This window comes from Pseudomonas sp. I3-I5, from assembly GCF_022699445.1.
GTDB lineage: Bacteria > Pseudomonadota > Gammaproteobacteria > Pseudomonadales > Pseudomonadaceae > Aquipseudomonas > Aquipseudomonas fulva.
Genome location: NZ_CP093940.1, coordinates 717,002 through 741,406, shown reverse-complemented (window position 1 = coordinate 741,406; position 24,405 = coordinate 717,002). Strand labels below are relative to the sequence as shown.

Here is a 24,405-nt window from a genome sequence, read left to right as displayed (position 1 = left end):
GGAAATTGCCATGAACGTTCATCCCCATCTTCGCCATAGCCTGCTGGCCTGCGCCCTGCTGCTTGCCAGTGGTTCGACCTGGGCGGCGCAACCCGGCCTGCTGACCAAGGAACTGCAACAGGCGCGCAGCTATACCGTCTCTAGCGCACCGATAGCGCCGCTGCAGCTGGACGCGCCCAAGCTCCCTGACCTCAGTGGCTACACCGCACAGGCCGTGCAGCAAAAGATCGACCGCAGCCAGCCGGGCAAGGTCAGCCTGCGCCGTATGTTCCAGGAAGACAGCCTCAAGGCATTCGTCGGTGGCGACAACAAGGCCGCCGAATGGGTGCGGCGCCAACACGGCATTCCACAGGCCATTTTCATCGACGATGGCCACGTGGACCTGGCGCAGTTGAGCCGCCAGGTGCCGCGCCAGTACCTGTCCGAGGTGCAGCCCGGTGTGTACTTGGCGCGTCTGCCCATCGTGGTCGGGCGCACCGGGACGTTGGAGATCGACGGCAAGGTCAAGCAACTGCGCCTGTCCGAGGAAGGCGGGGCATTTCTGGTCAACGACGGCAAGCTGTTCATCACCGACACCCAGGTGACCGGGTGGCGCGAGCAGGCCAAAGGCCCGGCCACGTTCCGCTCGCCCCAGGCGTTTCGCCCGTTTCTGCTGTCCTGGGGCGGCACCGAGACCTACATCGTCAACAGCACCCTGGCCAGCCTGGGCTATGCGAAGTCCAAGTCCTATGGCGTGAGCATTTCCCAGTACACCCCCAACCTGGCCAAGCGCATGGGCCGGGCGGAGCCGACCGGCTGGATCATCGGTTCGCAGTTCAGCGACCTGTGGTACGGCTTCTACTGCTATGAGACGCGCGACTTCGTGGTCAAGGACAACACCTACCGCGACAACATCGTCTACGGCATCGACCCGCACGACCGCTCCCACGGGCTGATCATCGCCGGCAACAGCGTGCATGGCACGCGCAAGAAGCACGGCATCATCGTTTCGCGGGAGGTGAACGACAGCTGGATCTTCAACAACAAGAGCTTCGACAACAAGCTGTCAGGCGTCGTGATCGATCGCAACAGCGTCAACAACCTGGTGGCCTACAACCAGATCTACCGCAACCACACCGACGGCATCACCCTGTACGAAAGCGGCGATAACTTGCTGTGGGGCAACACGCTGGTCAACAACCGACGCCATGGCATTCGCGTGCGCAACAGCGTGAATATCCGGCTGTACGACAATATCGCCATGGCCAACGGTCTGGTGGGCGTTTACGGCCACATCAAGGACCTGTCCGACACCGACCGCGACATTGCCCTCGACCCGTTCGACACCAAGGTGTCGTTGATCCTGGTGGGTGGGCAACTGGCGGCCAACGGCTCTGGCCCGCTGTCGATCGACTCGCCGTTGTCGGTCGAGCTGTACGACGTGGCCATGCTGGCGCCGCGCAAAGCCAGCGGAATCACCTTCAACGGTGTGCTGGGCCAGCGCCAGGATGAAATCCTCGACCTGCTGGTACGCCAGCGCAAAGCCGTGCTGATCGACCCGGTCGAGCGCCAGACCGAATTGATCCAATAAGGAAGCCCGGACCATGACTCCACAAGCGATTACCGTGCTGGGCGTCACCTGCGCCCTCCTGGCCATCAGTCAGGGCTCACGCGCCGACACCGTGCAGGCCCCTACCTTCACGGCGGTGCCGTGCTGCCAGTTGTGCCCGCAGGCACACGATGCCAGCCGCTACACCACCCGCTACCAGCAGAACTTCACCACCCTGGTGCAGGGCCAGGGCGACTGGTTGTTCCGAACCCGTGAAGACCTGCGCACCGAATTCGACACCTCCCCTGCCGGGTACAAACGCCTGCAGCAGGTGCACGACGCCTTCAAGAAACGCGGTGTGGAACTGGTAGTGGTTTATCAGCCGACCCGGGGCTTGGTGAACCGAAACATGCTTGAGCCGGCAGAAAAAGCCGCGTTCGACTACCAGAAGGCACTGGGCAACTACCAGGCCATGCTCAAGCGCTTCGCCGCCATGGGCTACAACGTGCCCGACCTGTCGCCGCTGACCAACGAGCAGTTGCCTGCCGCCGACCAGGGCAAGGATTTCTACTTCCGTGGTGACCAGCACTGGACGCCCTACGGCGCCGAGCGCGCTGCCCGTATCGTGGCCGACACCGTGCACACGATGCCTGCATTCCAGGGCATCCCGCGCAAGGCATTCGAAACCGTCAAGTCCGGGCGCATGGGCAAGACCGGAACCTTGCACAACGTTGCCGGGCAGCTGTGCGGCACTAGCTACGCGGTGCAGTACATGGACCAGTTCAGCACCGAACCCAAAGGGGCCAGCGGCGATGACGACGACCTGTTCGGCGACCAGGGCAATGCCCAGATCACATTGGTGGGCACGAGCCACAGCGGCAAGAACTACAACTTCGCCGGGTTTCTGGAGCAGTACATCGGCGCCGATGTGCTCAACGTCGCCTTCCCCGGCGGCGGTCTGGAGGGCTCGATGATTCAGTACCTGGGCAGCGAGGAGTTCCGCAAGCATCCACCCAAGATCCTGGTCTGGGAATTTTCGCCCCTCTACAGCCTGGAGCAGGAAACCATCTGGCGACAGATCCTCGGCCTGCTCGACGACGGCTGCGACGACCGCCCGGCGCTGATGAGCGCCAAGACTACGCTCAAGCCGGGCAAGAACACCCTGATGGTCAATGGCAAGGGTGGGGTGATCAAGCCGCTGGTCAACCGCCACCTACAAATGGATGTGAAGTTCGACGACCCCTCAGTGAAGGTGCTGCAGGCAACCCTCTGGTACCTCAACGGCCGGCACGAGGACATCAAGCTGGAAAAACCCGAAACCTCCGATACCGATGGCCGGTTCGTGTTCCAGATGCGCGAGGACCAGGACTGGGCCGATCAGAAGCTGCTGGCCTTCGAGGTGCAGGGGCCGGAAAAAGGCACGCAGAAGCTCGAAGCCAAGCTGTGCAAACGTAACGACTTCGCCGGACCTGCGCAGACCGCGCAGGCCGGCCAGTGAGGCGAACATGACCCATTACAAACTGATTCTGCGCCCGGCCCTGCTCGCCCTCGCTCTGTTCGCAAGCGCCGCGCAGGCCTCGCTGGTGCCACCTCAGGGTTACTACGAAGGCATCGAGAAACTCAAGACGGGTACCGGCGATTTTCGCTGCGAAGCCCCGCCCACCCCGTATACCGGTGCCCTGCAGTTTCGCAGCAAGTACGAAGGCTCGGACAAGGCGCGGGCCACGCTCAATGTGGCTTCCGAGCACGCCTTTCGGACCTCCACCCAGGACATCACTGCCTTGGAAAAGGGGGTAAGCAAACTGGTCACCCAGTACATGCGCGACGGTCGACCGGCGCAGCTGGACTGCGCATTGACGTGGCTGGGCACCTGGGCACGGGCCGACGCACTGATGTCCACGAACTACAACCACACCGGCAAATCGATGCGCAAATGGGCTTTGGGCAGCCTGAGCGGGTCATGGCTGCGCCTGAAGTTCTCCAACGCCAGGCCATTGGCGGCGCATCAGGCCGAAGCCGAGCTGATCGAGAAATGGTTCGCTCGCCTGGCCCAGCAGACGGTTAGCGACTGGAGCGACCTGCCGCTGCAGAAGATCAACAATCACAGCTACTGGGCGGCCTGGTCGGTCATGGCCACGGCCGTGGCCACCGACCGCCGTGACCTGTTCGACTGGGCGGTGAAGCAATACAAGGTCGGCGTCAATCAAGTCGACGACCAGGGCTTTCTGCCCAACGAGATCAAACGCAAGCAACGTGCGCTGGCCTATCACAACTATGCCCTGCCGCCCTTGGCATTGATCGCAAGCTTTGCCCAGGCCAACGGCGTGGACCTGCGCGCCGAGAACAATTTTGCCTTGCAGCGCCTGGGCGAAGGGGTACTGGCCGGCGCCCGCGACCCGCGTCATTTCGCCGAGCGCGCAGGCGAGAAACAGGACATGAAGGACCTGAAGGTCGACACCAAGTACGCCTGGCTGGAGCCCTGGTGCGCCCTGTACCACTGCGTGGGCGACACCCTGGCGCGCAAGCAGGGCATGCAGCCGTTCAACAGCTTCCGCATGGGGGGCGACATGACGCGCGTGTATGACCCAGGCGCAATGCGCAAGCACTAACGCAAGACCGTGCAAGGGGCGGCGTGTCGTGACGACACACCGCCTGCACAAAGCTAGGTGGCCTCCCGATTATCTGTGGGGGGTTTGGGGGGCGCTTTGCCCTGGATGCTGTGAGTCTTTAGGAGAACCGGGATGGTCTTTTCGTCCAACGTGTTCCTGTTCCTGTTCCTGCCGATCTTCCTCGGTTTGTACTACCTGAGCGGGCAGCGCTATCGCAACGCGTTGTTGCTGATCGCCAGCTACCTCTTCTATGCCTGGTGGCGCGTGGACTTCCTCGCCTTGTTCGCCGGCGTCACCCTGTGGAACTACTGGATCGGGCTGAACGTCGGTGCCGCCGGTGTGCGCAGCAAGCCCGCGCAACGCTGGCTGCTGCTGGGCGTTGGCGTGGACCTGGCCATTCTGGGCTATTTCAAGTACGCCAACTTCGGCGTCGAAAGCCTCAATGCGATCATCACCTCGTTCGGCCTTGAGCCGTTCATCCTCACCCATGTGCTGCTGCCAATCGGCATTTCGTTCTACATCTTCGAGTCCATCAGCTACCTCATCGACGTGTACCGCGGGGATACCCTGGCCACCGACAACCTGATCGACTTCGCCGCCTTCGTGGCGATCTTCCCGCACCTGATCGCCGGGCCGGTGTTGCGCTTCAAGGACCTGGTCGAGCAGTTCAACCACCGCACGCATACGCTGGACAAATTTTCCGAAGGCTGCACGCGCTTCATGCAAGGGTTCGTCAAGAAGGTGTTCATCGCCGATACCCTGGCGGTGGTGGCAGACCATTGCTTCGCCTTGCAGCAGCCCACCACCGGCGATGCCTGGCTGGGCGCGCTGGCCTACACCGCGCAGTTGTATTTCGACTTCAGCGGCTACAGCGACATGGCCATCGGCCTGGGCCTGATGATGGGCTTTCGCTTCATGGAAAACTTCCGCCAGCCCTACATCAGCCAGTCCATCACCGAGTTCTGGCGGCGCTGGCACATCAGCCTGTCCACCTGGCTGCGCGACTACCTGTACATCACCCTGGGCGGTAACCGCAAAGGCACGCTCAACACCTACCGCAACCTGTTCCTGACCATGCTGCTGGGCGGGCTTTGGCATGGCGCCAACGTCACCTACATCCTCTGGGGCGCCTGGCATGGCGTGTGGCTGGCGATCGAACGGGCATTGGGCATAGACACCTACCCGCAGCGCTTCAACCCGGTCAAGTGGGCCTTCACCTTCCTGCTGGTGGTGGTGGGCTGGGTGGTGTTCCGGGCCGAGAACCTGCACGTCGCAGCGCGCATGTACGGCGCCATGTTCAGCTTCGGCCACTGGCAGCTTTCCGAACTCAACCGCGCTCAGCTGACCGGCCTGCAAGTGGCGACTCTGGTGATCGCCTACCTGGCCTTGGCCTTCTTCGGCCTGCGCGATGTTTACCGTAACGCCCGGACCACGCCCACCGCATCACCCACCGCCACGCCGCTGCAGATCAACCGTGATGGCTCGCTCGGCCTTGGCTGGACGCGCGTGATGACCCGAACCCTGGTGCTGCTGCTGTTTGTCGCGTCGATCCTGAAGCTGTCGGCGCAGAGCTATTCGCCGTTTCTCTATTTCCAGTTCTGAGGCCGATGTGATGACCCGGACACTTCGCATGACCTACTGCTTGTCTTTCCTCGGCCTGTTGACGGGCATGGGCCTGTGGTCGACCTCAAGCCTGCACGGCTTTGAACGCACCGAACAGATGAGCCTGCTCGACGGCAAGCTGGCCAAGGCCACCGAACAACATTACGACGCCGCGTTTCCGATCAAGCGCCTGGGCACCAACGTGTGGGCCGCCCTGGATTTCAAGCTGTTCCACGAAGGGCGGCCAGGCGTGGTGCTGGGGCGCGACCAGTGGCTGTTCAGTGACGAAGAGTTCAAGCCCACCGCCGGTGCCGAGGCATTGGTGCAGGAGAACCTGGCGCTGATCCGCGGCGTGCGCGACACCCTGCAACGGCACGGCAGCCAGCTGGTGCTGGCGATCGTGCCGGCCAAGGCGCGGGTGTACGACGAACACCTTGGCCAGACACGACCGGCGAGCCTGCATGGGGAGCTGTACAACCAGTTTCATGCCAAGGCACGCCAGGCCAATGTGTTCGCCCCGGACCTGATGGCCCCGCTGGAACAGGCCAAGGCCCGCGGCCAGGTGTTTCTGCGCACCGATACCCATTGGACGCCCCTGGGTGCCGAAGTGGCGGCACAAGCGCTGGCTGCGGCCGTCAGCCGCCAGCGTCTGCTCGAAGCGAGCCCACAAGCCTTCGTCACCCAGGCCCAGGGCAGTGCGCCGTACAAGGGCGACCTGACCAACTTCCTGCCGTTGGATCCTTTGTTCTCCCACCTGCTGCCGCCGCCGGACACCCTCCAGCAACGCACCACCCGCCCTGTTGCAGCTCAAGCCGACGCAGGGGATGCGTTGTTCGCCGACCAGCAGATCCCCGTGGCGCTGGTGGGCACCAGCTACAGCGCCAACCCCCGCTGGAACTTCGTGGGCGCCCTGCAGCAGGCGCTGCACAGCGACGTGGCCAACTATGCCGAGGACGGCCACGGGCCCTTCCTACCCATGCTCAAGTACCTGCAAAGCGATGCCTTCCAACATGCCGCGCCACAAGTGGTGGTGTGGGAATTCCCGGAGCGCTACCTGCCCATGAAACCTGAACTCGACGGCATCGATCCGCACTGGGTCGCTCAGCTCAAGCACTCGCGCGACGCCGAAAAAAACCTGGCCTTGACGGCCACCCGAACCACCCACTGACCGAAAGAGGCAATGCCCATGACGACTCCATCTTCCATCGCCAAAGCCCTGACCCTCGCAGCCGGCCTGTCCCTGGCATCAGTACAGGCTTATGCAGGCGCCGACGCGGCGCTTTACGGCCCGAGCGCGCCGAAGGGCTCGACCTTCGTGCGCTTGTACAACGCAAGCAGCGCACCGGCCAGCGCCTCCGTCGGCAACACGCAGATCAAGCCGGTCGGCCCCCAGGCCAGCAGTGACTTCAGTTTCCTGCCAGGCGGTGACTACACCGCTCAGGTCGGCAGCCAGCGCGTACCGGTCAAGCTGGCCTCGGACCAGTACTACACCCTGGTCAACAGCCCTGCCGGTACGCCTCTACTGATCGAAGAGCCGCCGTTCAAGAACAAGCAGAAAGCGCTGGTACGGGTACAGAACCTGAGCAACCAGACGCTGGCGCTGAAAACCGCCGATGGCAAGACCGAAGTGGTCAAGTCAGTCGCCGCCAATGGCCGCGGCGAGCGTGAAATCAACCCTGTGAAGGTGGACCTGGCGCTGTTCCAGGGCGACCGGAAAGTCGGTGACGTGAAACCCGTGGCCCTGGAGCGCGGCGAAGCGGCCGTGCTGTATGTCACCGGCTCCGGCAGCACGCTGTCCCCGGTATGGGTCACCCGCCCTGTGAGCAGCAACTGATTGCCCTGCCCTCAATGACGATTGGAGAAACACGATGATCCCGGTAATTCTTTCTGGCGGTAGCGGTTCGCGTTTGTGGCCTTTGTCGCGCAAGCAGTTCCCCAAGCAGTTCCTGGCCCTGACCGGCGAGCACACGCTGTTCCAGCAGACACTCGAACGTCTGGTGTTCGAAGGCATGGACGCACCCATTGTGGTCTGTAACAAGGAGCACACCTTCATCGTGCAGGAGCAACTGGCCGCGCTCGACCTGCAAACCCAGGGCATCCTGCTCGAACCGTTCGGGCGCAACACCGCGCCGGCAGTGGCCATGAGCGCCATGAAACTGGTCAACGAAGGGCGTGACGCGTTGATGCTGGTGCTGCCTGCTGACCATGTCATCGATGACCAGAAGGCGCTGCAGCGGGCGTTGGCGCTGGCCACCGTGGCCGCCGAGCGCGGCGAGATGGTGCTGTTTGGGGTGCCGGCGACCAAGCCTGAAACCGGCTACGGCTACATTCGCTCGAGCCAGGATGCCTTGCTGCCCGAAGGCGTGGCGCGAGTGGCGCAGTTCGTCGAAAAGCCTGACGAGCAGCGGGCGATCGAGTTCGTTCAGGCCGGGGGGTATTTCTGGAACAGCGGCATGTTCCTGTTCCGTGCCAGTCGCTTTCTCGAAGAGCTGAAAAAGCACGACCCCGACATTTACGACACCTGTTTGCTGGCGCTGGAGCGCAGCCAGGTGGATGGCACCACGCTGATCATCGATGAAGCGAGCTTCGCTTGCTGCCCGGACAACTCCATCGACTATGCCGTGATGGAGAAGACCCAGCGAGCCTGCGTGGTGCCCATGTCGGCCGGCTGGAGCGATGTGGGTTGCTGGTCGTCGCTGTGGGATGTGCACGACAAGGATGACCACGGCAATGTCACCAAGGGTGATGTGGTGGTGCAGGACAGCCACAACTGCATGATTCACGGCAACGGCAAGCTGGTGTCGGTGATCGGGCTGGACAACATCGTGGTGGTCGAAACCAAGGACGCCATGATGATTGCCCACAAGGACAAGGTCCAAGGCGTCAAGCAGATGGTCAAGACCCTGGACGCCCAGGGTCGCAGCGAAACCCAGAACCACTTGGAGGTATACCGCCCGTGGGGCTCGTACGATTCGGTGGACATGGGCGGGCGTTTCCAGGTCAAGCACATCACGGTCAAGCCGGGGGCCAGCCTGTCGTTGCAGATGCACCATCACCGCGCCGAGCACTGGATCGTCGTGTCGGGTACGGCTGAAGTGACGTGCGATCAGAATGTATTCCTGCTGACCGAAAACCAGTCGACCTACATTCCGATCGCGTCGGTGCATCGCTTGCGCAACCCCGGCAAGATCCCCCTTGAGATCATCGAGGTGCAGTCGGGCAGCTACCTTGGCGAGGATGACATCGAGCGGTTCGAGGATGTGTACGGGCGTACGTCCGAGTCGGCGCAGTGTGGTGGCGCGGTCAAGGCTGCTTCGCAGTGATTGCGCGGTGATGGGGGGCTCAAGCTCCGGGGCTGATTCGCGCTCCGGCGCTTCAGCCCCCACCCCACCTTGCTCAATCCACAGCCGGCCAAGCCTTCCCCTTTTGAGCCTTCCCCCATTTCACGCTACGATGCTTCAACCCTCGCGCAACCAAGGTCTGCAAGCCTCATGATCATCGGCGCTCTCCTTATCCTCACCTGGCTGGTGCTGTTGCTGCGCTACCCCGCCAAGGCCTTGCCGATTTCGCTGGCTGCGGTGGGTGGTCTGGGCCTGGTGGCCTTGTTCGTCATCTGGCAGGACACTCGCGAAACCTCGCAACTGGCCCGCCTGGACATGCGCCTTGCCTATGCCCCCACCCAATGCCCCGCCGACCGCCCCTTGCAGGTCACCCTGAAGAACGACAACAAGGTTCCGCTCACCGAACTGCGCTGGCGTGTGGCGGCCTATGCGCCTGGCGACACCGTCAACCTGGCAGAAAACACCTACAATGCACCGCGCTACCGTGGGCCTGGGGAATTGCAACCCGGCGCGCAGTGGTCCGATTGCCTGCCGTTGCCTGCGCTACGCTCGGGCTACCGTGCACAGACGTTGGCGTTCAGGGCCGAGCACCTGCAAGGCAGCTTTGCCAACTGAATCCTTGTCGATGCCCCACTGCTGGCGACGCATCGGCGACTCGACGCACACCCACTGCCCCTCTACCCAGACCCAAAGGCCTTCTGCATGTCGACTGTTCTGATCACCGGTTGCTCCAGCGGCATTGGCAGCGCCCTGGCCGATGCGTTTCGCGATGCCGGTCATCAGGTCTGGGCCACTGCCCGCCAGGCTGAAGATGTGGCGCGCCTGGCCGCTGCGGGCTTCGTTGCCCGACGACTGGATGTCAACGACCCACACGCCCTGGCCCTGCTCGCGCAGGAGCTCGATGCACTGGACATCCTGATCAACAACGCCGGCTACGGCGCCATGGGGCCGCTGCTCGATGGCGGGGTCGACGCCCTGCAGCGCCAGTTCCAGACAAACGTGTTCGCGCTGGTCGGCGTGACACGCGCACTGTTCCCCCAGTTGCGTCGCGCCAGAGGCCTGGTGGTGAACATCGGCAGTGTCTCCGGGGTGCTGGTCACGCCGTTCGCCGGCGCCTACTGCGCCTCCAAGGCCGCCGTGAAGGCCTTGAGCGACGCCTTGCGCCTGGAGCTTGCGCCGTTGGGCATACGCGTGATGGAGGTGCAGCCTGGAGCGATTGCCTCGCAGTTCGCCAGTCACGCCCAGCAGCAGGCGCAGCAGGTGCTGGCGCCGGAATCGCCGTGGTGGCCATTGCGTGAACACATTCAAGCCCGGGCCCGCGCCTCGCTCGACCGGCCAACACCGGCAGCGGTCTTTGCCCAGGGCGTGCTGAAAGCGACCCAGCGTTCGCCAGTGCCAGCACGGGTGCGGCTGGGCAACGGCAGCACTGCCTTGCCACTGATGGCCTGCCTGGTGCCGCAGCGTTTACTGGACAAGGTGCTGCGCAAACGGTTTGGCTTGTCACGAACGCTGTAGGTCGGTGACGGCGCTGCGCACTCAGACCTTGTCGAACGCCTGCCACCCTCCGCCGAGCGCTTTGTACAGCCCCACGAGGGCCTGGGATACCGCGGCAGCGCTGTCGATCCACTGCTCTTCGCTGGCCAGCAAGGCCGACTGCACGGTCAGTACATTGAGAAAATCCACCGCGCCTTCCACGTATTGACGCTGAGCCGTTTCCAGGGCGATGCGGTTCTGGCGTACGGCTTCGGCGAGGCGATCGCGACGCAGCTGGCTGGCGTTGTAAAGGCGCAGCACATCATCGATTTCATGCCAGGCCCCCAGCACCACCTTGCGGTAGTTCAGGGCCGCTTCCTGCTGCTGCGCCTGGCGCAGTGCCAAGGTGCCCTTGAGGCGACCGCCTTCGAAAATCGGCAGCGACAGCTGCGGTCCGAAGGCGAAGCGGCGAGAGTCCCAGGCACCGAAGTCAGCCAGTTGCATGGCCTGGAAGCCCACGTTGCCAGACAGCCGGATACGCGGATAAAAATCTGCCTTGGCCACGCCGATGCTGGCCGTGGCAGCATGCAGGCGCGCCTGGGCCTGGCGGATGTCCGGACGACGCTCGGCCAGTTCCGAAGGCACGCCGATGGCGAACGTCTGCTGCGGGTCGGGTAGCTCACCGGCTTGCAGCAGGCTGTCCTGCAGACTGCGTGGGGGCTCGGCCGCCAGCAGGCTCAAGGCATTGATCAAATCGTCACGGCGTGCCTGCAAAGTGGGCAGGCGAGATTCGATCAAGGCGACCTGGGCGTTGGCCTGGGCCACGTCGAGCCGAGTGGCCACGCCTTCGGCCTGACGGTCTTCGGACAATTCAAGGCTGTGCCGCGCGACCTTGAGGTTGTCCTCGGTCACCTGCAACGTATGCTGCACCGCACGCAGCTGGATGTAATCACCGGCTGTTTCGGCGAGCAGGGCCAGCAGGACGCCGTTTCGGTCGTTCTCGGCGACCTCGACACTGGCGTCGGCCGCTTCGACCTGACGCCGCACACGCCCCCAGACGTCCAGCTCCCAACCTGCCACCAAGTCACCCTGCCACAGGTTGAAGGCCGATTTACCCGCGTTGCCCGAGGGGTCGCTCAGCCCCTCGGCGCTGTTGCGGGCACGGCTGTAGCCTGCATTGGCGTCCACCGACGGCTGCTGGTCGGCGGCCACAGTACTGCGCAGCGCACGGCTTTGCAGCAAGCGGGCACTGGCGATCTGCAGATCGAGGTTGCGCGTGGCGACCTGCTCGATCAGTGCACTGAGCCGTGGATCGTGAAAGCTGTCCCACCAGCGCAACTGGATGGGCTCGGCCACAGGTTGGCTGGGCGCGTGTTCACCCTGCAACGGGTCCCACTGCTGGGGCGCCTGGGCGTCAGGGCGCTGGAAGTCCGGGCCAAGGGTACAGCCCGTGAGCAGTGCAGCGAGCAGTACGGCTGCAGGGGTCTTTGTCCTGAAACGCGTGACGGGCCGCGATGAACTGACTACTTGTGGGCGGGCGGGTGCAGGGCTCTGCGCGTGAGCGATGTTCATCGGGCTGTCACCCCGCTGCCTGCCAGCTTATCGCCTTGGGTATCGCGGGTCGTGTCGATGGTCGCTTCGACCGACATGCCGACACGCAGGCGGGTCAACAACGGCTGCCCGTCATCGAAGACGATCTTCACCGGAATACGCTGGACCACCTTGGTGAAATTGCCGGTGGCGTTGTCCGGCTTCACAGCGGAGAACGTCACCCCTGTGGCCGGAGCGATGCTTTCGACGTGTCCATGGAGTTGTTCATCGGCAAAGGTATCGACGCTGATGCTGACCGGCTGACCAGGCTGTACGTGGGTCAATTGGGTTTCCTGGAAGTTGCCCACCACATAGGCCTGTTGCAGGGGCACCACCGACAACAGTCGCGCCCCTGGGTTGACGTAGGCCCCGATGCGCAACGCACGCTCACCGACCATGCCGTCGACCGGCGCCGTGATGCGGGTATAGGAGAGGTCCAGCCGGGCCTTTTCCACCCCGGCTTCGGCGCGCTTGAGCTGGCCATCGGCGCTGGCGACCTGGGCGGCGAGGATGTCCACCTGCTTGCGTGCAGCCACCGAAGCTGCGCGGGCATTGGCCAGGCGGGCACGGGCCTGGTCCACGGCGCTGCGCGCTTGCTGAGCGTTTTGCACGGTACCGGCGCCCTGCTCGGCCAGGCGCCCGTAGCGGCGCACCTCATGATCGGCGAACGCCGACTCGGCTTCGGCGGCTTTCACCGCTGCCTGGGCCTGGGCAATCAGCGCGTCCTGGCGGTCGAGGGTGGCGCGGGCATCGGTGCTCTGGGCCTTGGCCACCAGCAGCTGCGCCTGGGCAGCGTCCAGGGCAGCCTGGTAGTCACGGGCATCGATGGTGGCCAACAGTTGTCCGGCCTTGACCTGCTGGTTGTCCTCGACCAGCACCTGCGTGATGAAGCCAGCGACTTTGGGCGCGACCACGGTGTAGTCGGCGGTCACGTAGGCATCGTTGGTGCTCTGCCGGTGATCGCTGCCCACCAGCCATGGGCCGACGAGGGCGGCCAGCACGGCCACGGCCAGCACAGCGCCGATGAACAGGGTTTTACGGTGGATGGTCATTTGGCGTTTCTCGAATTCAGACGGGGGTCAGGCCACCGCGCGCGGCGGATAGACCCGGGTGGGCATGACAGGGATCAGGCAGATCAGGGCCACGGCAATGACGGCCAGGACCAGGTAGAGGTCGGCCGAGGTCAGTACCAGCGCCTGGTCATGAATACGCTTGGCAAGGCTGGCAGCGTGGTCGTCCAGCAACGGGGCATTGCCCAGGCTGTCGACCAGGTGATTGGAATGAAAATGCCGACGCAGCGTGCCCAGGGCATCCAGCAGCCCGCCCGCCACGACGGCGGACAAGCCCTTGACGGTATTGAACCAGGCCGAGGCGAAGGGGCCTTCCTGGGGGCTCATGCCCGTGGTCGAGAGCATCAGCAACGGCAGGACCGCCATCGGCTGGCCGAACACCTGCAACAGGTAGAACGGGTAGAAGTCGGTGCGGATCCACTGGCTGGTGAGCAGGCTGCTGCCGATGCAGGACGCGGCCAGCATTGCCAGGCCGATACCCAGCACCCAGCGGCAGTCGACTGCGCGGATGTTGCAAAGCGCGGCGGTCAGCGGCAGGGCGATCAATTGTGGCATGGCCACCAGCAGCATCAGCGGGCTGGTCTGGGCGGGCCGGTAGCCCTGGAGTTGGGCCAGGTAGGCGGACGGCAGGCTACCCACACCCGACAGCACGATGAGTACGCCTGCGACGGTTAGCAGGGCAAAGGCCAGGTTGCGCCGGCCCAGCAAGCGCAGCTGGAAAAACGGCAGGGGCTCGGACCACTCGTTGAACATGAACAGCACCAACAGCAGCAGCCCACCGCCCAGCAGCCAGCAGATCAACGGCGAATCGAGCCAGCCCCAGCGATCGCCCAGGGACAGCCCCAACACGATACCGCAGATCGCCGGCAACCCAAGCAGCACACCACGCCAGTCGAACTGCCTGAAACGCTCCAGGCGCAATGGGTCCTGCGGCAACCCCCACGCCACGCAGCCACCGGCCACCAGCGACGGCAGGATGATCTGCCAGAACGCCCAGCGCCAGCCGACGTATTCGGTCCACAGGCCAGCCAGCGGTGTACCCAGGTTGGGGCCGAAGGTGGCCGTCAAGGTGTAGCACGCCAGGCCGTAGACCTTGATGCCAGGAGGCAGGAAACGCAGCGCCACGCTCATCAGCATCGGCGGCAGTGCACCCGAGGCGAGCCCTTGCAGCACCCGCAGCAGCATCAGGCTGTGCACGTTGGGGGCGAAGGGTTGCAGCAGACCCAGCACCGCGAAGGTACCAATGGCTGCCAAGGTGAAGCGCCGCAAGGAAAAGGTGGTCGCCAACCAGGGCGAAAAGGCCATTGCCGAGACGGAGGCTGCGCTGTACACCGCCAGCAGCCAGGCCCCTTCATCGGCACCGATGCCCATGGCCCCGCGGATATCGGCCAGGGAAATCTTGGTCACGGACTCGTTAAGGCCCGCACAGAGCACCGCCAGCAACACGCCGAACAGCCCGACCACCACCTGCAGGCCGAACGCGCCCTGTGCGGGGGCGGCCGGTGCAGGCGTGGCAGCCAGCCCACTCGCTGAGGCAGAAACGGCATTCATTTAGAGACATCTCCAGCAACAATTTTACGACTGGAGCGATTTTAGGCAGGGTGAATGCTGACGAAAACTGAATTATTGGCAGTTTTATATTGCGTCAAACGCAATGATCCCATGTTCAAGGGTCGCTTCGGGTACAGGCCTTGATCGTCTGACGCAGCCACTGGTGGGCCGGGTCGTTGTCAAAACGTGGGTGCCAGGCCTGCATCACGTTCACTTTTTCAAGGGGTACGGGAATTTCGAAGGAGCGCAGGGGAAGCTTCAGACGCTGGACGCTGTTCAGGATGTTGGCCGGGATCGGCAGGATCAGGTCCGAGTCAGGTAACGAGAACATCGCCGAGTGGAAGCTGGTGGTAATCAGCGCCACCCGGCGCTCGACCCGATGGTTGGCCAGGGCCACATCGATCGGACCGTTGGCACGGCCCCGGCGCGACACGCTGATCTGCGGGAACGCGGCGAAGCGTTGTGGGGTGATGTCCTGGTCGAAGACCGGATGCTCCATGCGCGCCAGGCCGACGAAGTAGGTGCTGAACAAACTCTGCACCTTGATCTCCGGCCCCAGCTCCACGGAGGAGCTGACGATCAGGTCGATGTGGCCGTTGCGCAGCATGGCATCGTCGTCACTGCTGCCTTCGGGCACGAAACGCAGCACGGTATTGGGCGCGTCGGCCAGCATCATGCGCAGCAGCTTGGCCCCGTAGAGGGCAATGAACAGGTCGTTGGTACGCACATTGAAGGCACGGTGCAGTTTGGACAGGTCGACGCCTTCACGGCTGCGAAACACCTGCCCGGCCTGCTCCACCAGGCCATGCACCTGCTCGCGCAGGGCCAGGGCGCGCGGCGTGGGCACCAGCCCGCGGCCAGCGCGCACCAGGATGGGGTCGCCCATGGCCTCGCGTATGCGCCCCAGCGTGCGGCTCATGGCGGCTGGGCTGAGGTTCATACGTTGTGCCGCGCCCACCACGCTGCCCTCATCGAGCAGCACGTCGAGGGCGACCAGCAGGTTCATGTCAGGCAGTTGCATGGTCGTTTTCCGAGACGACGTTGGGAAAGGGCGATGTTAGCAGGTTGCTCGATTGCGCCCGACGCAATGTGCTCGTGCGTGGCAGGGCCTTTATTCGCAGCCTGGGTGAGGTCGACAATGGCAGCAGCAGGCTCGGCCCTGGCCGGCAGCCCAGCCACCCCCACGATCAAGGATTCCGTATGCCAAGCCCCGTGCTCATCGCCATCGACGCCTCCCCTGCTACCCAAGCGCTGCTCGCCCTGGCCCGCCGCTGGTGTCGTCCTGAAGACCATACCTTGCATGTACTGCTGGCCATCGATACTTCCTTTGCCGTGCACGAACAACCGGCGCCCTACACGGCCGACGAACAAGCGCAGTACCCTGCCGCGTGCGAGGAACAGCAACAGGCCGACCATGCCCTGTGCGAGGCGGTCCGTGACTTGCAGCAGGCGGGTTTCGCCTGCCAGGGCAGCATGGTGGCCGGTCGGCCTGTAGAGGTCATCGTGGCCAAGGCACAGGCCCTGAACTGCGAACTGATCATCATGGGGCACCGTCATCTGTCGCGATTGGGGCGACTGCTGGACCCTTCGATCAGTGCCAAGGTGATCGATCAGGTGCAGGTGCCGGTTTTGGTCGGGCCGGCTGAATGTCCCGCTTGAGGAGCCGGACCTTCAGGTGATTGCGGGACTTGCAGAAACGTGCCGCCCAGGCGCAACGCGCTGCAGCAGCAGGTTGCCGAGTGCTTCACTGCGGATCGACCACCACCGTACAGGTAGTCCCCGCTGCCAGGAAGTAACCTTCGGGCATCTGGTCGATATGGATGCGCACCGGCACCCGCTGGGCCAGGCGCACCCAGTTGAAGGTCGGGTTCACATCGGCAATCAGCTCGCGACTCTGCGGGTTGTCGCGGTCGTAGATGCCCCGGGCGATGCTCTCCACATGGCCCTGCAAGCGTTCCCCGCTCATCATCTGCAGCTCGGCAGGGTCGCCTACCTTCACATGGGGCAGCTTGGTTTCTTCGAAAAACCCGTACACCCAGAATGACGCCTCATCGACCACCGCCATCACCGCCTCGCCGGTACGTGCGTAATCGCCCTTATGAACGTTCAGGTTGGTCACATAGCCATCGACCGTGGCCACGATCCGGGTACGCTTGAGGTTCAACTCGGCAGCCGCCAGCGCCGCCTGGGCCTGCTGGTACTCGGCCAGCGCAGCGCTGGCAATGTTGCTGGCATCGTCGCGGTTTTCCTTGGAGATCACCAGGTTGTCCAGGTCGGCTCGGCGTCTGGCATTGACCCGACGCATCTCCCAGGTGGCCTTGCGGGCGGCCACCAAGGCCTTGGCCTGTTCGACCGCCAACCGGTAGTGTTCCGGGTCGATCTGGATCAACAGGTCGCCCTTGCTGACCCGCTGGTTGTCCTTGACTGGCACATCGACCACGTAGCCAGGCACATCGGCCGCCACGTTGATGATGTCGGCACGCACCCGGCCATCGCGTGTCCAGGGGGTGGTCATGTAATGCAGCCACAGCTGACGACCGATCACCACGGCGGCCGCCAGGACCAGCAACGTAGCGACAAGGCTGAAGAACTTTTTCATCGAAGGATTCTCACCAGTAGAGCGACAGCGCCAGGGCGCCGAACAGGCAGACGAACAGGCTCAAGCGCAGCAGCGCCGGGTGCCAGAAGAAACGGTAGCCATCAACGCTGGCAATGAACCGGTCAAGCCCCCAGGCCAGGCCTAGCGCAAACAGGAACATCACGGTCAGGGTGGGCATGTACACGCCGTGGAAGGCGATTTCACGAGGCATGGGGCAAGCCTTTGGGTGGCGCAAGCGGTGAGTGGGGGTCGAGCAGGGATGAGCGGATAAAGTGCAGGTAGCTCTGGACACGGCGTAACACCGACGTGTCGAAGTGCCGCGCAAACGGCTCGTCGGTGGCCTGCACCCGGGAAATGGCATGGTCCACCGCCACAAGGGCACGCTCATGATTCCCGGCGCTGGGCTGCAAGAACAACCGCGCCAGGGCGCGGCCCATGACCCGGATAGCCTGGCGCCACGGCTGGGACTCGGCATAGGCCGGGTGCACGGGTGCCCGTGCCTGCTCCTTGCGCAGCTCGATGACCGCATGGCCGATTTCAAGCACGCTGAACATCCAGCCCATCAACTGGCTTTGCACCTGCGGCTTGCCGGCCGCCAGGCCATAAGCCTGGTGCAGCAAATCGCGCGTGCGGCTTTCGAAGGCCGTGCCGATGCCGCGCAGACGCCCGCTGATAGCAAACAGCACTTGTTCACGCAGGGCCTGCTCCAGCCGGCTCCACAACCAGCGGCTATTGGGCGGCAGGATGATCGCGCCGGCAGCCGCGCACACGAACATGCCAACGACCATGGCGATGTAGTCGTTGATGAAGCTGTACGGGTCATACACCGTCAGGTTGTTGGGCACCGAGCCGATGGCGAAGAACACCAGCAGGCCAATACCGTAGCCCGAGTAGGCCGGGCGCGACGAGAGAAACGCACCCAGCACGAACACCGGGGCCAGGACCATGCACAGCAAAGGGAAGCCGTCGATCCAGGGAAACACGAAAAAGGTTTCGAAAAACCCGACCACCGCGCCTATCGCCGTGCCGCACGCCATCTGGAACGACAGCCGCTTGGGGTTGGGCGAAGCCGCCGACAGCCCAGCGGTGACCGTGGCGATCAAGGTCATCATGGCGCCGCTTGGCCAGTCGCTGATCAGCCAGTAACTGCCCAGCAGCAACAGCACCGCTGCCGAGCGCAGCCCGGCTGCCAGGCATACCAGGGTGCTGGTCTGCGCCACGTAGGGTTCGTCCCACTGCTCTCGCGCGTGGTTGTGCACCGCCAGGGAGGCGTGGGTTTCGGCGTAGCTGTACATCTCGTCCACGAAGCGGTAGAGCAACTCGAACGCCGTGTGAAAATCCAGCAGGTCGGCTTCGCAGGGCGCGGTGGCCAGGTATTCGGCGCGCAAGCTGCGGACCTGGGCCTGCAACCCTTCGCGGTAGGCACCAAGCTCAAGGGTCAGGCGCAAGGCGTCGGCATCGGTCAACGCGCGTCCCACATAGGGTTCGAGCAGGTCGACGAGGGTGTGCAGGCCAGGCTCGATGGCGCTGACGATCTGCACGGGCCCACGTGCGCGAAGCCGCTCGATCAGGCGGTGCAGGGCGTTGAAGCGTGTGGTGATGGCCATGAATTCGCTGTTCATGCGTACCAACCGGCCACTGCGCCGCCGCATGTGCGGGTCCTCGAAGGCAGTGACGTTGCGCAGGCTTTCCAACCCCACCGCCTCGGCCACGAAGCGCACGTTGCTGCTTTCAAAACGCTCACGCTGGCTGTCGCCACGCAAGGCTTCGACCACCACGGCCGCGAACGCACCGAAACGCTGGTACAGGGCGTTGCGCATGGCAGCACTGGCCGATTGCGGCAAGATGGCGGCGCTGACGAACGTGGACACCAGGATGCCCAAGGCAATCTCCAGCACTCGCCACACCGCCGCCATGAACGCCTGGTCCGGGTGCTGCAACACCGGCAGGCCGATCATCGCCGCCGTGTAGCCGGCAAGCACGAAGCCATACGCCTGAAAAGTGCGGTAGCGCATGGCGCCTGCCGAGCACAGGCCCACCCAGACGGCCAGGCTGGGCAGAAACAGTTCGGTGTTCTGCGGGAACACGGCCATCAATGCGACCATCATCACAGAACCCGCCAAGGTGCCCAGCACCCGGTAGAAGCTCTTGGCGAACACATGCCCGCTTTGCGGCTGCATGACGATGAACACGGTGATCATGGCGGTGCGCGGCTGCGGCAACTCAAGGCGCATGGCCAGCCACAAGGTGATGAAGGCTGCAGCCAGCACCTTGAAGATGTACACCCAGGTGACCCCATCGGTCCGCACCCAGGCCTGGAAACCGCGCCGCCATTGCAGGCTCTGCAACCAGCGCAGGGGTAAACCCCAGGTATTCATGGGCGCTCACTCGGCTTGGCGTTGAGTAGGGCGAGAGGTGCTGGCGTGGCTGGCGGCGCCTGGCGTTCTTCGTCCGGCACATCCGAGCCGGCTTGCAGACCGCCGCCCAGCGCAGTCACCAGCGCGGCGTGAGCGATCAGGCGCGCGGCCTGCACCTGCTGCTGAACCTGCTGCTGACGAAACAGCAGCGTCTGCGCGTTGAGCACGTTCAGGTAGTCGGTTAAGCCCCGCTGGTAGGCGACCATGGCGATGTCGTAGGTTTTCTGCGCCGCGGCGACCGACTCGGCCGCAAAGTGCGCCTGCGCCTGCATCGACTCACGACGCACCAGCTGATCGGAGATGTCCTTGAGCGCGCCGATCACCGTCTGGTTGTAGCGCGCCACGGCCACATCATAGTCGGCGGCGGCGGCCCCCAGTTGCGCGCGCAGACGCCCGCCATCGAAGATCGGCAGGGTGACGGCCGGGCCGACGGTGTAGTTGAACTTGCGCCCGGTGAGAAATGCCAGCGGGCCGCCGCCGGTGGCCACGAAACCCAGGCTGCCGACCAGGTCCACGTTGGGGAAGAAGCCGGCATGGGCCATGTCGATCCCCCGCGCCTGGGCAGCGACCTGCCAGCGGCTGGCGACCACATCGGGGCGCTGGCCGACCAGTTCGGCGGGTAGCCTGGAAGGCAGCGTCAAGGGTGCGGCAAGGGTCAGGCTGGGGCGCTGCAGCTGCGCGCCCTCCCCTGGCCCCTTACCCGCCAGGGCCGCCAGCTGATGAGTGGCCAGGGCGATATCCTCGTCCAAGCTGTCGATCTGGCGATGGGTTTCCGGCAGCGGCGCCTGAGCCTGGCTGACCTCCAGATGAGTACCGATGCCAGCGTCCAGTCGACGCTGGGCCAGGTCCAGAATCTGCTCTTGCTGCGCCAGTTGAGCCTTGATGATGTCGCGCCGGGCGTAGTGCAGGCTCAGCTCGATGTACACGCTCACCACCGTGTGCTGCAGCTCCAACTGGGCCTGCCTGGCCTCTGCGGCCTGTCGATGGGCCTGGTCCACGGCCTGCTCGCTGGCATTGCGCTCGCGCCCCCACAGATCAAGGGCGTAGCTCAGGCCAAGGCTTGCGTTGTTATCCCAGGTGGTGGCACCGGACAAATCACCCGGGCCATAGAAGGGATCGTCAGGCCAATTGTGCCGGTTGAGCGTCGCCCGACCGGTACCTTGCAGGTGTTCGGCCGACTCGGCAAGGCCAGCCAGGGCCCGCGCTTGACGCACCCGTGCTGCGGCGATGGCCAGGCTGGGGTTGGCGGCCAGCGCCAGTGCTATCCAGTGATCGAGTTGGGGGTCGCGGTAGGCGCGCCACCATTGCTGGTCGGGCCAGTGGGCATCGGCGGCGGCCTGCTCGATGGCTGCACTGGGGCTCAGGGTGTTGGCTTGCAGCGTTTGGGTCTGCGGGGCAATGCCCCAGGTTCCGATACAGCCGCTCAAGGTGAGGGCAAGGGCACAGGCACTGAACGCTTGGAGCGTTCCGATGATGCAACGCGGCACAGCTGCGATATCCCGAGGAAGAGGTGGAGGGGCTGGGCAATTCTAGGGGGCGGCCACACTGGCGATAAGCGCTGATTCCTGCGAATCTTTGTTACTGAAACGGCGATAATCAGCCTTTGGTCGAAGGCAACTTTTCATCCTGGTTGCGCGACTTCGTGACACAATTTTGTCCTCTAGATCGAGAGTGACCCATGGACACCCTGCAAAACATGCGTGCCTTCAGTTGCGTGGCCCAGCTCGGCAGCTTCACGGCCGCAGCGGGCCAGCTGGATACCACCACCGCCAACGTGTCGCGGGCCGTCTCCAACCTGGAAGCGCATCTGCAAACACGCCTGCTCAACCGCACCACCCGCCGCATCGCGCTGACCGAAGCCGGCAAGCGCTACCTGATGCGCTGCGAACAGATTCTGACCTACGTCGAAGAAGCCGAGGCCGAGGCCAGCGACGCCCATGCCCGCCCTGCCGGGCAGTTGAAGGTGCACTCGATGACCGGGGTGGGCCAGCATTTCGTAGTCGATGCGATCGCCCGCTACCGCGAATCGCACCCGGACGTGACCTTCGACCTGACCATGGCCAACCGCGTGCCCGACCTGCTCGACGAAGGTTACGACGTGTCCATCGTGCTGGCCACCGAGCTGCCGGACTCAGGCTTCGTGTCACAACGGCTGGGCATCACCTACAGCATCGTCTGCGCGTCGCCGGCCTACATTGCCCGTCATGGCGTGCCGCAGAAGCCGGCCGATCTGCTCAAGCATGCCTGCCTGCGCATGGTCAGCCCGGTGATACCGCTTGAAAAATGGCTGTTCGATGGCCCCGAAGGCCAGGAAATGGTCAACATCACCAGCTCACCCTTCATGGTCAACACGGCCGATGCGATGCGCACGGCCATTCGCAGTGGCATGGGGGTGGGGGTATTGCCGATCTATTCGGCCATCGAAGGCTTGCGCAACGGCACCCTGGTGCGAATCCTGCCGCAATACCGGCTGCAGGAACTCAACCTGTATGCCATTTACCCGTCGCGCCAGTACCTGGACGCCAAGATCAAGACCTGGGTGGAGTACCTGCGCAACTCGCTGCCGGAAATCCTCGCGGCCCATGAAGCCGACCTGAAAGCGCATTGAGCCACCACCGGCAAGGGTTGCAGCCTGCTGCGCACAACCTGTAGCTTCAGGGTTTTGCCTTCAGGTGAACGATGAAAAAGACCGTCCTTGCCTTCAGCCGGATCACCCCGGCCATGGCCGAGCGCTTGCAGCACGATTTCACCGTGATCATGCCCGATCCCAAACGCGGTGACGTCAACGCGCAGTTCAACGAAGCCCTGCCGCATGCCCACGGCCTGATTGGGGTGGGCCGCAAGCTGGGGCGTGCCCAGCTCGAAGGGGCTGGCAAGCTCGAAGTGGTGTCCAGCGTGTCAGTGGGCTACGACAACTACGACCTGGACTACTTCAACGAACGGGGCATCGCCCTCACCAATACACCGGACGTGCTCACTGAAAGTACGGCCGACCTGGGCTTTTCCTTGATCATGGGCTGCGCCAGGCGGACCGCAGAGCTCGACGCCTGGACCAAGGCCGGCCATTGGCAGGCCAGCGTAGGGCCTGCGCTGTTCGGCAGTGACGTACATGGCAAGACCCTGGGCATCGTCGGCATGGGCAACATCGGCGCCGCCATCGCGCGGCGGGGTCGTCTGGGCTTCAACATGTCGGTCATCTACAGCGGCAACAGCCGCAAGACGGCCCTGGAGCAGGAACTGGGTGCGCAGATGCGCAGCCTCGAGCAACTGCTGGGCGAAGCCGACTTCGTCTGCATCGTGGTGCCGCTGTCCGATGCCACGCGCCAGTTGATCGGCGCCCGCGAGCTGAAGCTGATGAAGCCCTCGGCGTTTCTGATCAACATCGCCCGCGGGCCAGTGGTGGACGAAGCGGCATTGATCCAGGCCCTGCAGGACGGCACGATCCGAGGTGCCGGCTTGGACGTGTATGAAAAGGAACCCCTGACCGACTCCCCGCTGTTCAGCCTGCCCAATGCCCTGACCCTGCCCCACATTGGTTCGGCGACCGCCGAGACGCGCGAGGCGATGGCCAACCGCGCCATCGACAACTTGCGCGCGGCGCTGCTAGGCGAGCGGCCGAGGGACCTGGTCAACCCTCAGGTGTGGAAAGGCTGAGCACGGGCGTTGCTGAGCGCACGGGCCGCCACCAGTGCGGCCCGGCTTCATGACCAGGCCTAGGCAGGCCGTGGCACCTCGGAACTACGCGCAGCCTTGGGTTTGCGAAACACCAGCACATTGCCCGCCATCACCGCCACCAGGCCAAGCAAGGCGGTGGGCGTCCATTGATAGCCTTCGACGGCCGCCGACACGTTCAGGGCCACCAGCGGGAAAAGCACCGTGCAGTAGGCCGCGCGTTCCGGCCCCATGCGACCGACCAAGGTCAGATACGCCGTGAACGCGATCACCGAGCCCGGCACCGCCAGGTAGAGCAGTGAGCCCACGTAGCGTGTGCTCCACTCCATCTCGAAGGGAATCCCACCCAACAGGCAGGCGATCGCCAGCATGCCTGCCCCATACGCCATGCCCCAGGCGTTGGTGGTCATGGGCTTGAGCCCGGCCGCCTGCTGCACGCTCGAGAGCATGTTGCCTGCCGAAAAACACAAGGTGCCGAGCAGTGCCAGGCCAAGGCCATAGAGGGTCTGGCGGCTGGCCGCATGGTGCGACAGCTCCGGCCAGAAGAGCAGGCCCAGGCCCAGCAAACCCAGGGCCCCACCGCCAAGTACATGCGGGGCTACCTGCCGGCCAAAAAACAGCCGGGCATTGATCGCGTTCCACAAGGTGGCGGTGGAGAACACCACGGCAATGAGGCCGCTGGCGATCCATTGGCTGGCGCTGAGAAAGCAGATGAAGTTGATGCAGAACAGGCACAACCCCTGGGCCAGGCAAATCTGGTGGCCGCGCCGCCCCATGGGCTGCAGGCGCCGGGTGAGCAACAGCACGGCAAACAGGATCAGCGCTGCCAAGGCAAAGCGATAGACGATGGATACCGGGATGGCGACCCCACCCAGCTGGAATTTCAGGGCAATCCAGGTCGTACCCCAGATCAGCACAGTGAGCAGGTAGAGCGACAGGTTCATGGTGTGTTT

General features: G+C 64.1%; 21 protein-coding genes. 12 read left to right on the top strand and 9 right to left on the bottom strand.

Annotation, left to right across the window (positions count from 1 at the left end):
* Positions 1-10 precede the first annotated feature (10 nt).
* From algG to MOP87_RS03215, 9 genes are all read left to right on the top strand, one after another.
* On the top strand, positions 11-1,570 hold the full coding sequence (gene algG / locus MOP87_RS03255) for a mannuronan 5-epimerase AlgG (RefSeq protein WP_027914444.1): 1,560 nt from the start codon (positions 11-13) through the stop codon (positions 1,568-1,570).
* 13 nt (positions 1,571-1,583) lie between these two features.
* Positions 1,584-3,026 carry an alginate O-acetyltransferase gene (locus MOP87_RS03250; RefSeq protein ID WP_028687645.1) on the top strand — a complete coding sequence of 481 codons (1,443 nt, stop codon included), beginning with the start codon at positions 1,584-1,586 and terminating at the stop codon, positions 3,024-3,026.
* Between the two features lie 7 nt (positions 3,027-3,033).
* Complete coding sequence (locus MOP87_RS03245) at positions 3,034-4,137, top strand: mannuronate-specific alginate lyase (RefSeq protein ID WP_242810124.1); 1,104 nt, start codon at positions 3,034-3,036, stop codon at positions 4,135-4,137.
* Between the two features lie 132 nt (positions 4,138-4,269).
* Positions 4,270-5,739 carry an MBOAT family protein gene (locus tag MOP87_RS03240; RefSeq protein WP_242810123.1) on the top strand — a complete coding sequence of 490 codons (1,470 nt, stop codon included), beginning with the start codon at positions 4,270-4,272 and terminating at the stop codon, positions 5,737-5,739.
* 10 nt (positions 5,740-5,749) lie between these two features.
* A complete protein-coding gene (locus MOP87_RS03235; protein ID WP_027914440.1) occupies positions 5,750-6,907 on the top strand; it encodes an alginate O-acetyltransferase in 1,158 nt (385 codons plus the stop codon).
* Between the two features lie 18 nt (positions 6,908-6,925).
* A complete protein-coding gene (locus MOP87_RS03230) occupies positions 6,926-7,573 on the top strand; it encodes an alginate O-acetyltransferase AlgF (protein WP_027914439.1) in 648 nt (215 codons plus the stop codon).
* A gap of 34 nt (positions 7,574-7,607) precedes the next feature.
* The gene (locus MOP87_RS03225; RefSeq protein WP_027914438.1) at positions 7,608-9,062 is read left to right on the top strand and encodes a mannose-1-phosphate guanylyltransferase/mannose-6-phosphate isomerase; all 1,455 of its coding nucleotides are present in this window, start codon (positions 7,608-7,610) and stop codon (positions 9,060-9,062) included.
* 168 nt (positions 9,063-9,230) lie between these two features.
* Positions 9,231-9,695: a hypothetical protein gene (locus MOP87_RS03220; RefSeq protein ID WP_027914437.1), complete on the top strand. Its 465-nt coding sequence runs from the start codon at positions 9,231-9,233 to the stop codon at positions 9,693-9,695.
* An 87-nt stretch (positions 9,696-9,782) separates the two neighbouring features.
* Positions 9,783-10,595, top strand: a complete 813-nt coding sequence (locus tag MOP87_RS03215) for an SDR family oxidoreductase (protein ID WP_242810122.1) — start codon at positions 9,783-9,785, stop codon at positions 10,593-10,595.
* A 21-nt stretch (positions 10,596-10,616) separates the two neighbouring features.
* Here MOP87_RS03215 and MOP87_RS03210 read toward each other — a convergent pair whose 3' ends face one another.
* The 4 genes from MOP87_RS03210 to MOP87_RS03195 all read right to left on the bottom strand — a co-directional run bounded on the left by MOP87_RS03210 (position 10,617) and on the right by MOP87_RS03195 (position 15,785).
* Positions 10,617-12,125, bottom strand: coding sequence for an efflux transporter outer membrane subunit (locus tag MOP87_RS03210; RefSeq protein WP_081783964.1), 1,509 nt, complete (start codon positions 12,123-12,125; stop codon positions 10,617-10,619).
* Positions 12,122-13,195, bottom strand: coding sequence for an HlyD family secretion protein (locus MOP87_RS03205; protein ID WP_242810121.1), 1,074 nt, complete (start codon positions 13,193-13,195; stop codon positions 12,122-12,124). The genes MOP87_RS03210 and MOP87_RS03205 overlap by 4 nt, the downstream gene beginning before the upstream one ends.
* Positions 13,196-13,222: 27 nt before the next feature.
* Entirely contained in the window at positions 13,223-14,764 is a 1,542-nt protein-coding gene (locus MOP87_RS03200) for an MFS transporter (RefSeq protein ID WP_242810120.1), read from the bottom strand.
* Between the two features lie 115 nt (positions 14,765-14,879).
* Positions 14,880-15,785 (bottom strand): LysR family transcriptional regulator, encoded by a 906-nt coding sequence (locus MOP87_RS03195; protein ID WP_023534365.1) that lies wholly within the window; start codon positions 15,783-15,785, stop codon positions 14,880-14,882.
* A 179-nt stretch (positions 15,786-15,964) separates the two neighbouring features.
* Between MOP87_RS03195 and MOP87_RS03190 the strand changes: the two genes are divergently transcribed.
* Entirely contained in the window at positions 15,965-16,423 is a 459-nt protein-coding gene (locus tag MOP87_RS03190; RefSeq protein ID WP_242810119.1) for a universal stress protein, read from the top strand.
* An 85-nt stretch (positions 16,424-16,508) separates the two neighbouring features.
* On the opposite strand, the gene MOP87_RS03185 is transcribed toward MOP87_RS03190, so the two are convergent.
* Genes MOP87_RS03185 through MOP87_RS03170 form a run of 4 tightly spaced genes read right to left on the bottom strand, consistent with a single transcriptional unit; the run spans position 16,509 to position 21,267 of the window.
* Positions 16,509-17,363 (bottom strand): HlyD family secretion protein, encoded by an 855-nt coding sequence (locus MOP87_RS03185; RefSeq protein WP_027914431.1) that lies wholly within the window; start codon positions 17,361-17,363, stop codon positions 16,509-16,511.
* Positions 17,364-17,373: 10 nt separating this feature from the next.
* Entirely contained in the window at positions 17,374-17,574 is a 201-nt protein-coding gene (locus MOP87_RS03180) for a DUF1656 domain-containing protein (RefSeq protein ID WP_027914430.1), read from the bottom strand.
* Positions 17,564-19,741, bottom strand: coding sequence for an FUSC family protein (locus MOP87_RS03175; protein WP_059183326.1), 2,178 nt, complete (start codon positions 19,739-19,741; stop codon positions 17,564-17,566). Before MOP87_RS03175 ends, MOP87_RS03180 begins: the two co-directional genes overlap by 11 nt.
* Positions 19,738-21,267: an efflux transporter outer membrane subunit gene (locus MOP87_RS03170; RefSeq protein WP_104925853.1), complete on the bottom strand. Its 1,530-nt coding sequence runs from the start codon at positions 21,265-21,267 to the stop codon at positions 19,738-19,740. Before MOP87_RS03170 ends, MOP87_RS03175 begins: the two co-directional genes overlap by 4 nt.
* Before the next feature lie 191 nt (positions 21,268-21,458).
* Between MOP87_RS03170 and MOP87_RS03165 the strand changes: the two genes are divergently transcribed.
* Together MOP87_RS03165 and MOP87_RS03160 are read left to right on the top strand one after the other, a co-directional pair.
* Positions 21,459-22,388, top strand: a complete 930-nt coding sequence (locus MOP87_RS03165; RefSeq protein WP_027914427.1) for a LysR family transcriptional regulator — start codon at positions 21,459-21,461, stop codon at positions 22,386-22,388.
* A gap of 71 nt (positions 22,389-22,459) precedes the next feature.
* Positions 22,460-23,434, top strand: a complete 975-nt coding sequence (locus MOP87_RS03160) for a D-glycerate dehydrogenase (RefSeq protein ID WP_049696518.1) — start codon at positions 22,460-22,462, stop codon at positions 23,432-23,434.
* Between the two features lie 59 nt (positions 23,435-23,493).
* Here MOP87_RS03160 and MOP87_RS03155 read toward each other — a convergent pair whose 3' ends face one another.
* A complete protein-coding gene (locus MOP87_RS03155; RefSeq protein ID WP_027914425.1) occupies positions 23,494-24,396 on the bottom strand; it encodes a DMT family transporter in 903 nt (300 codons plus the stop codon).
* Positions 24,397-24,405 lie beyond the last annotated feature (9 nt).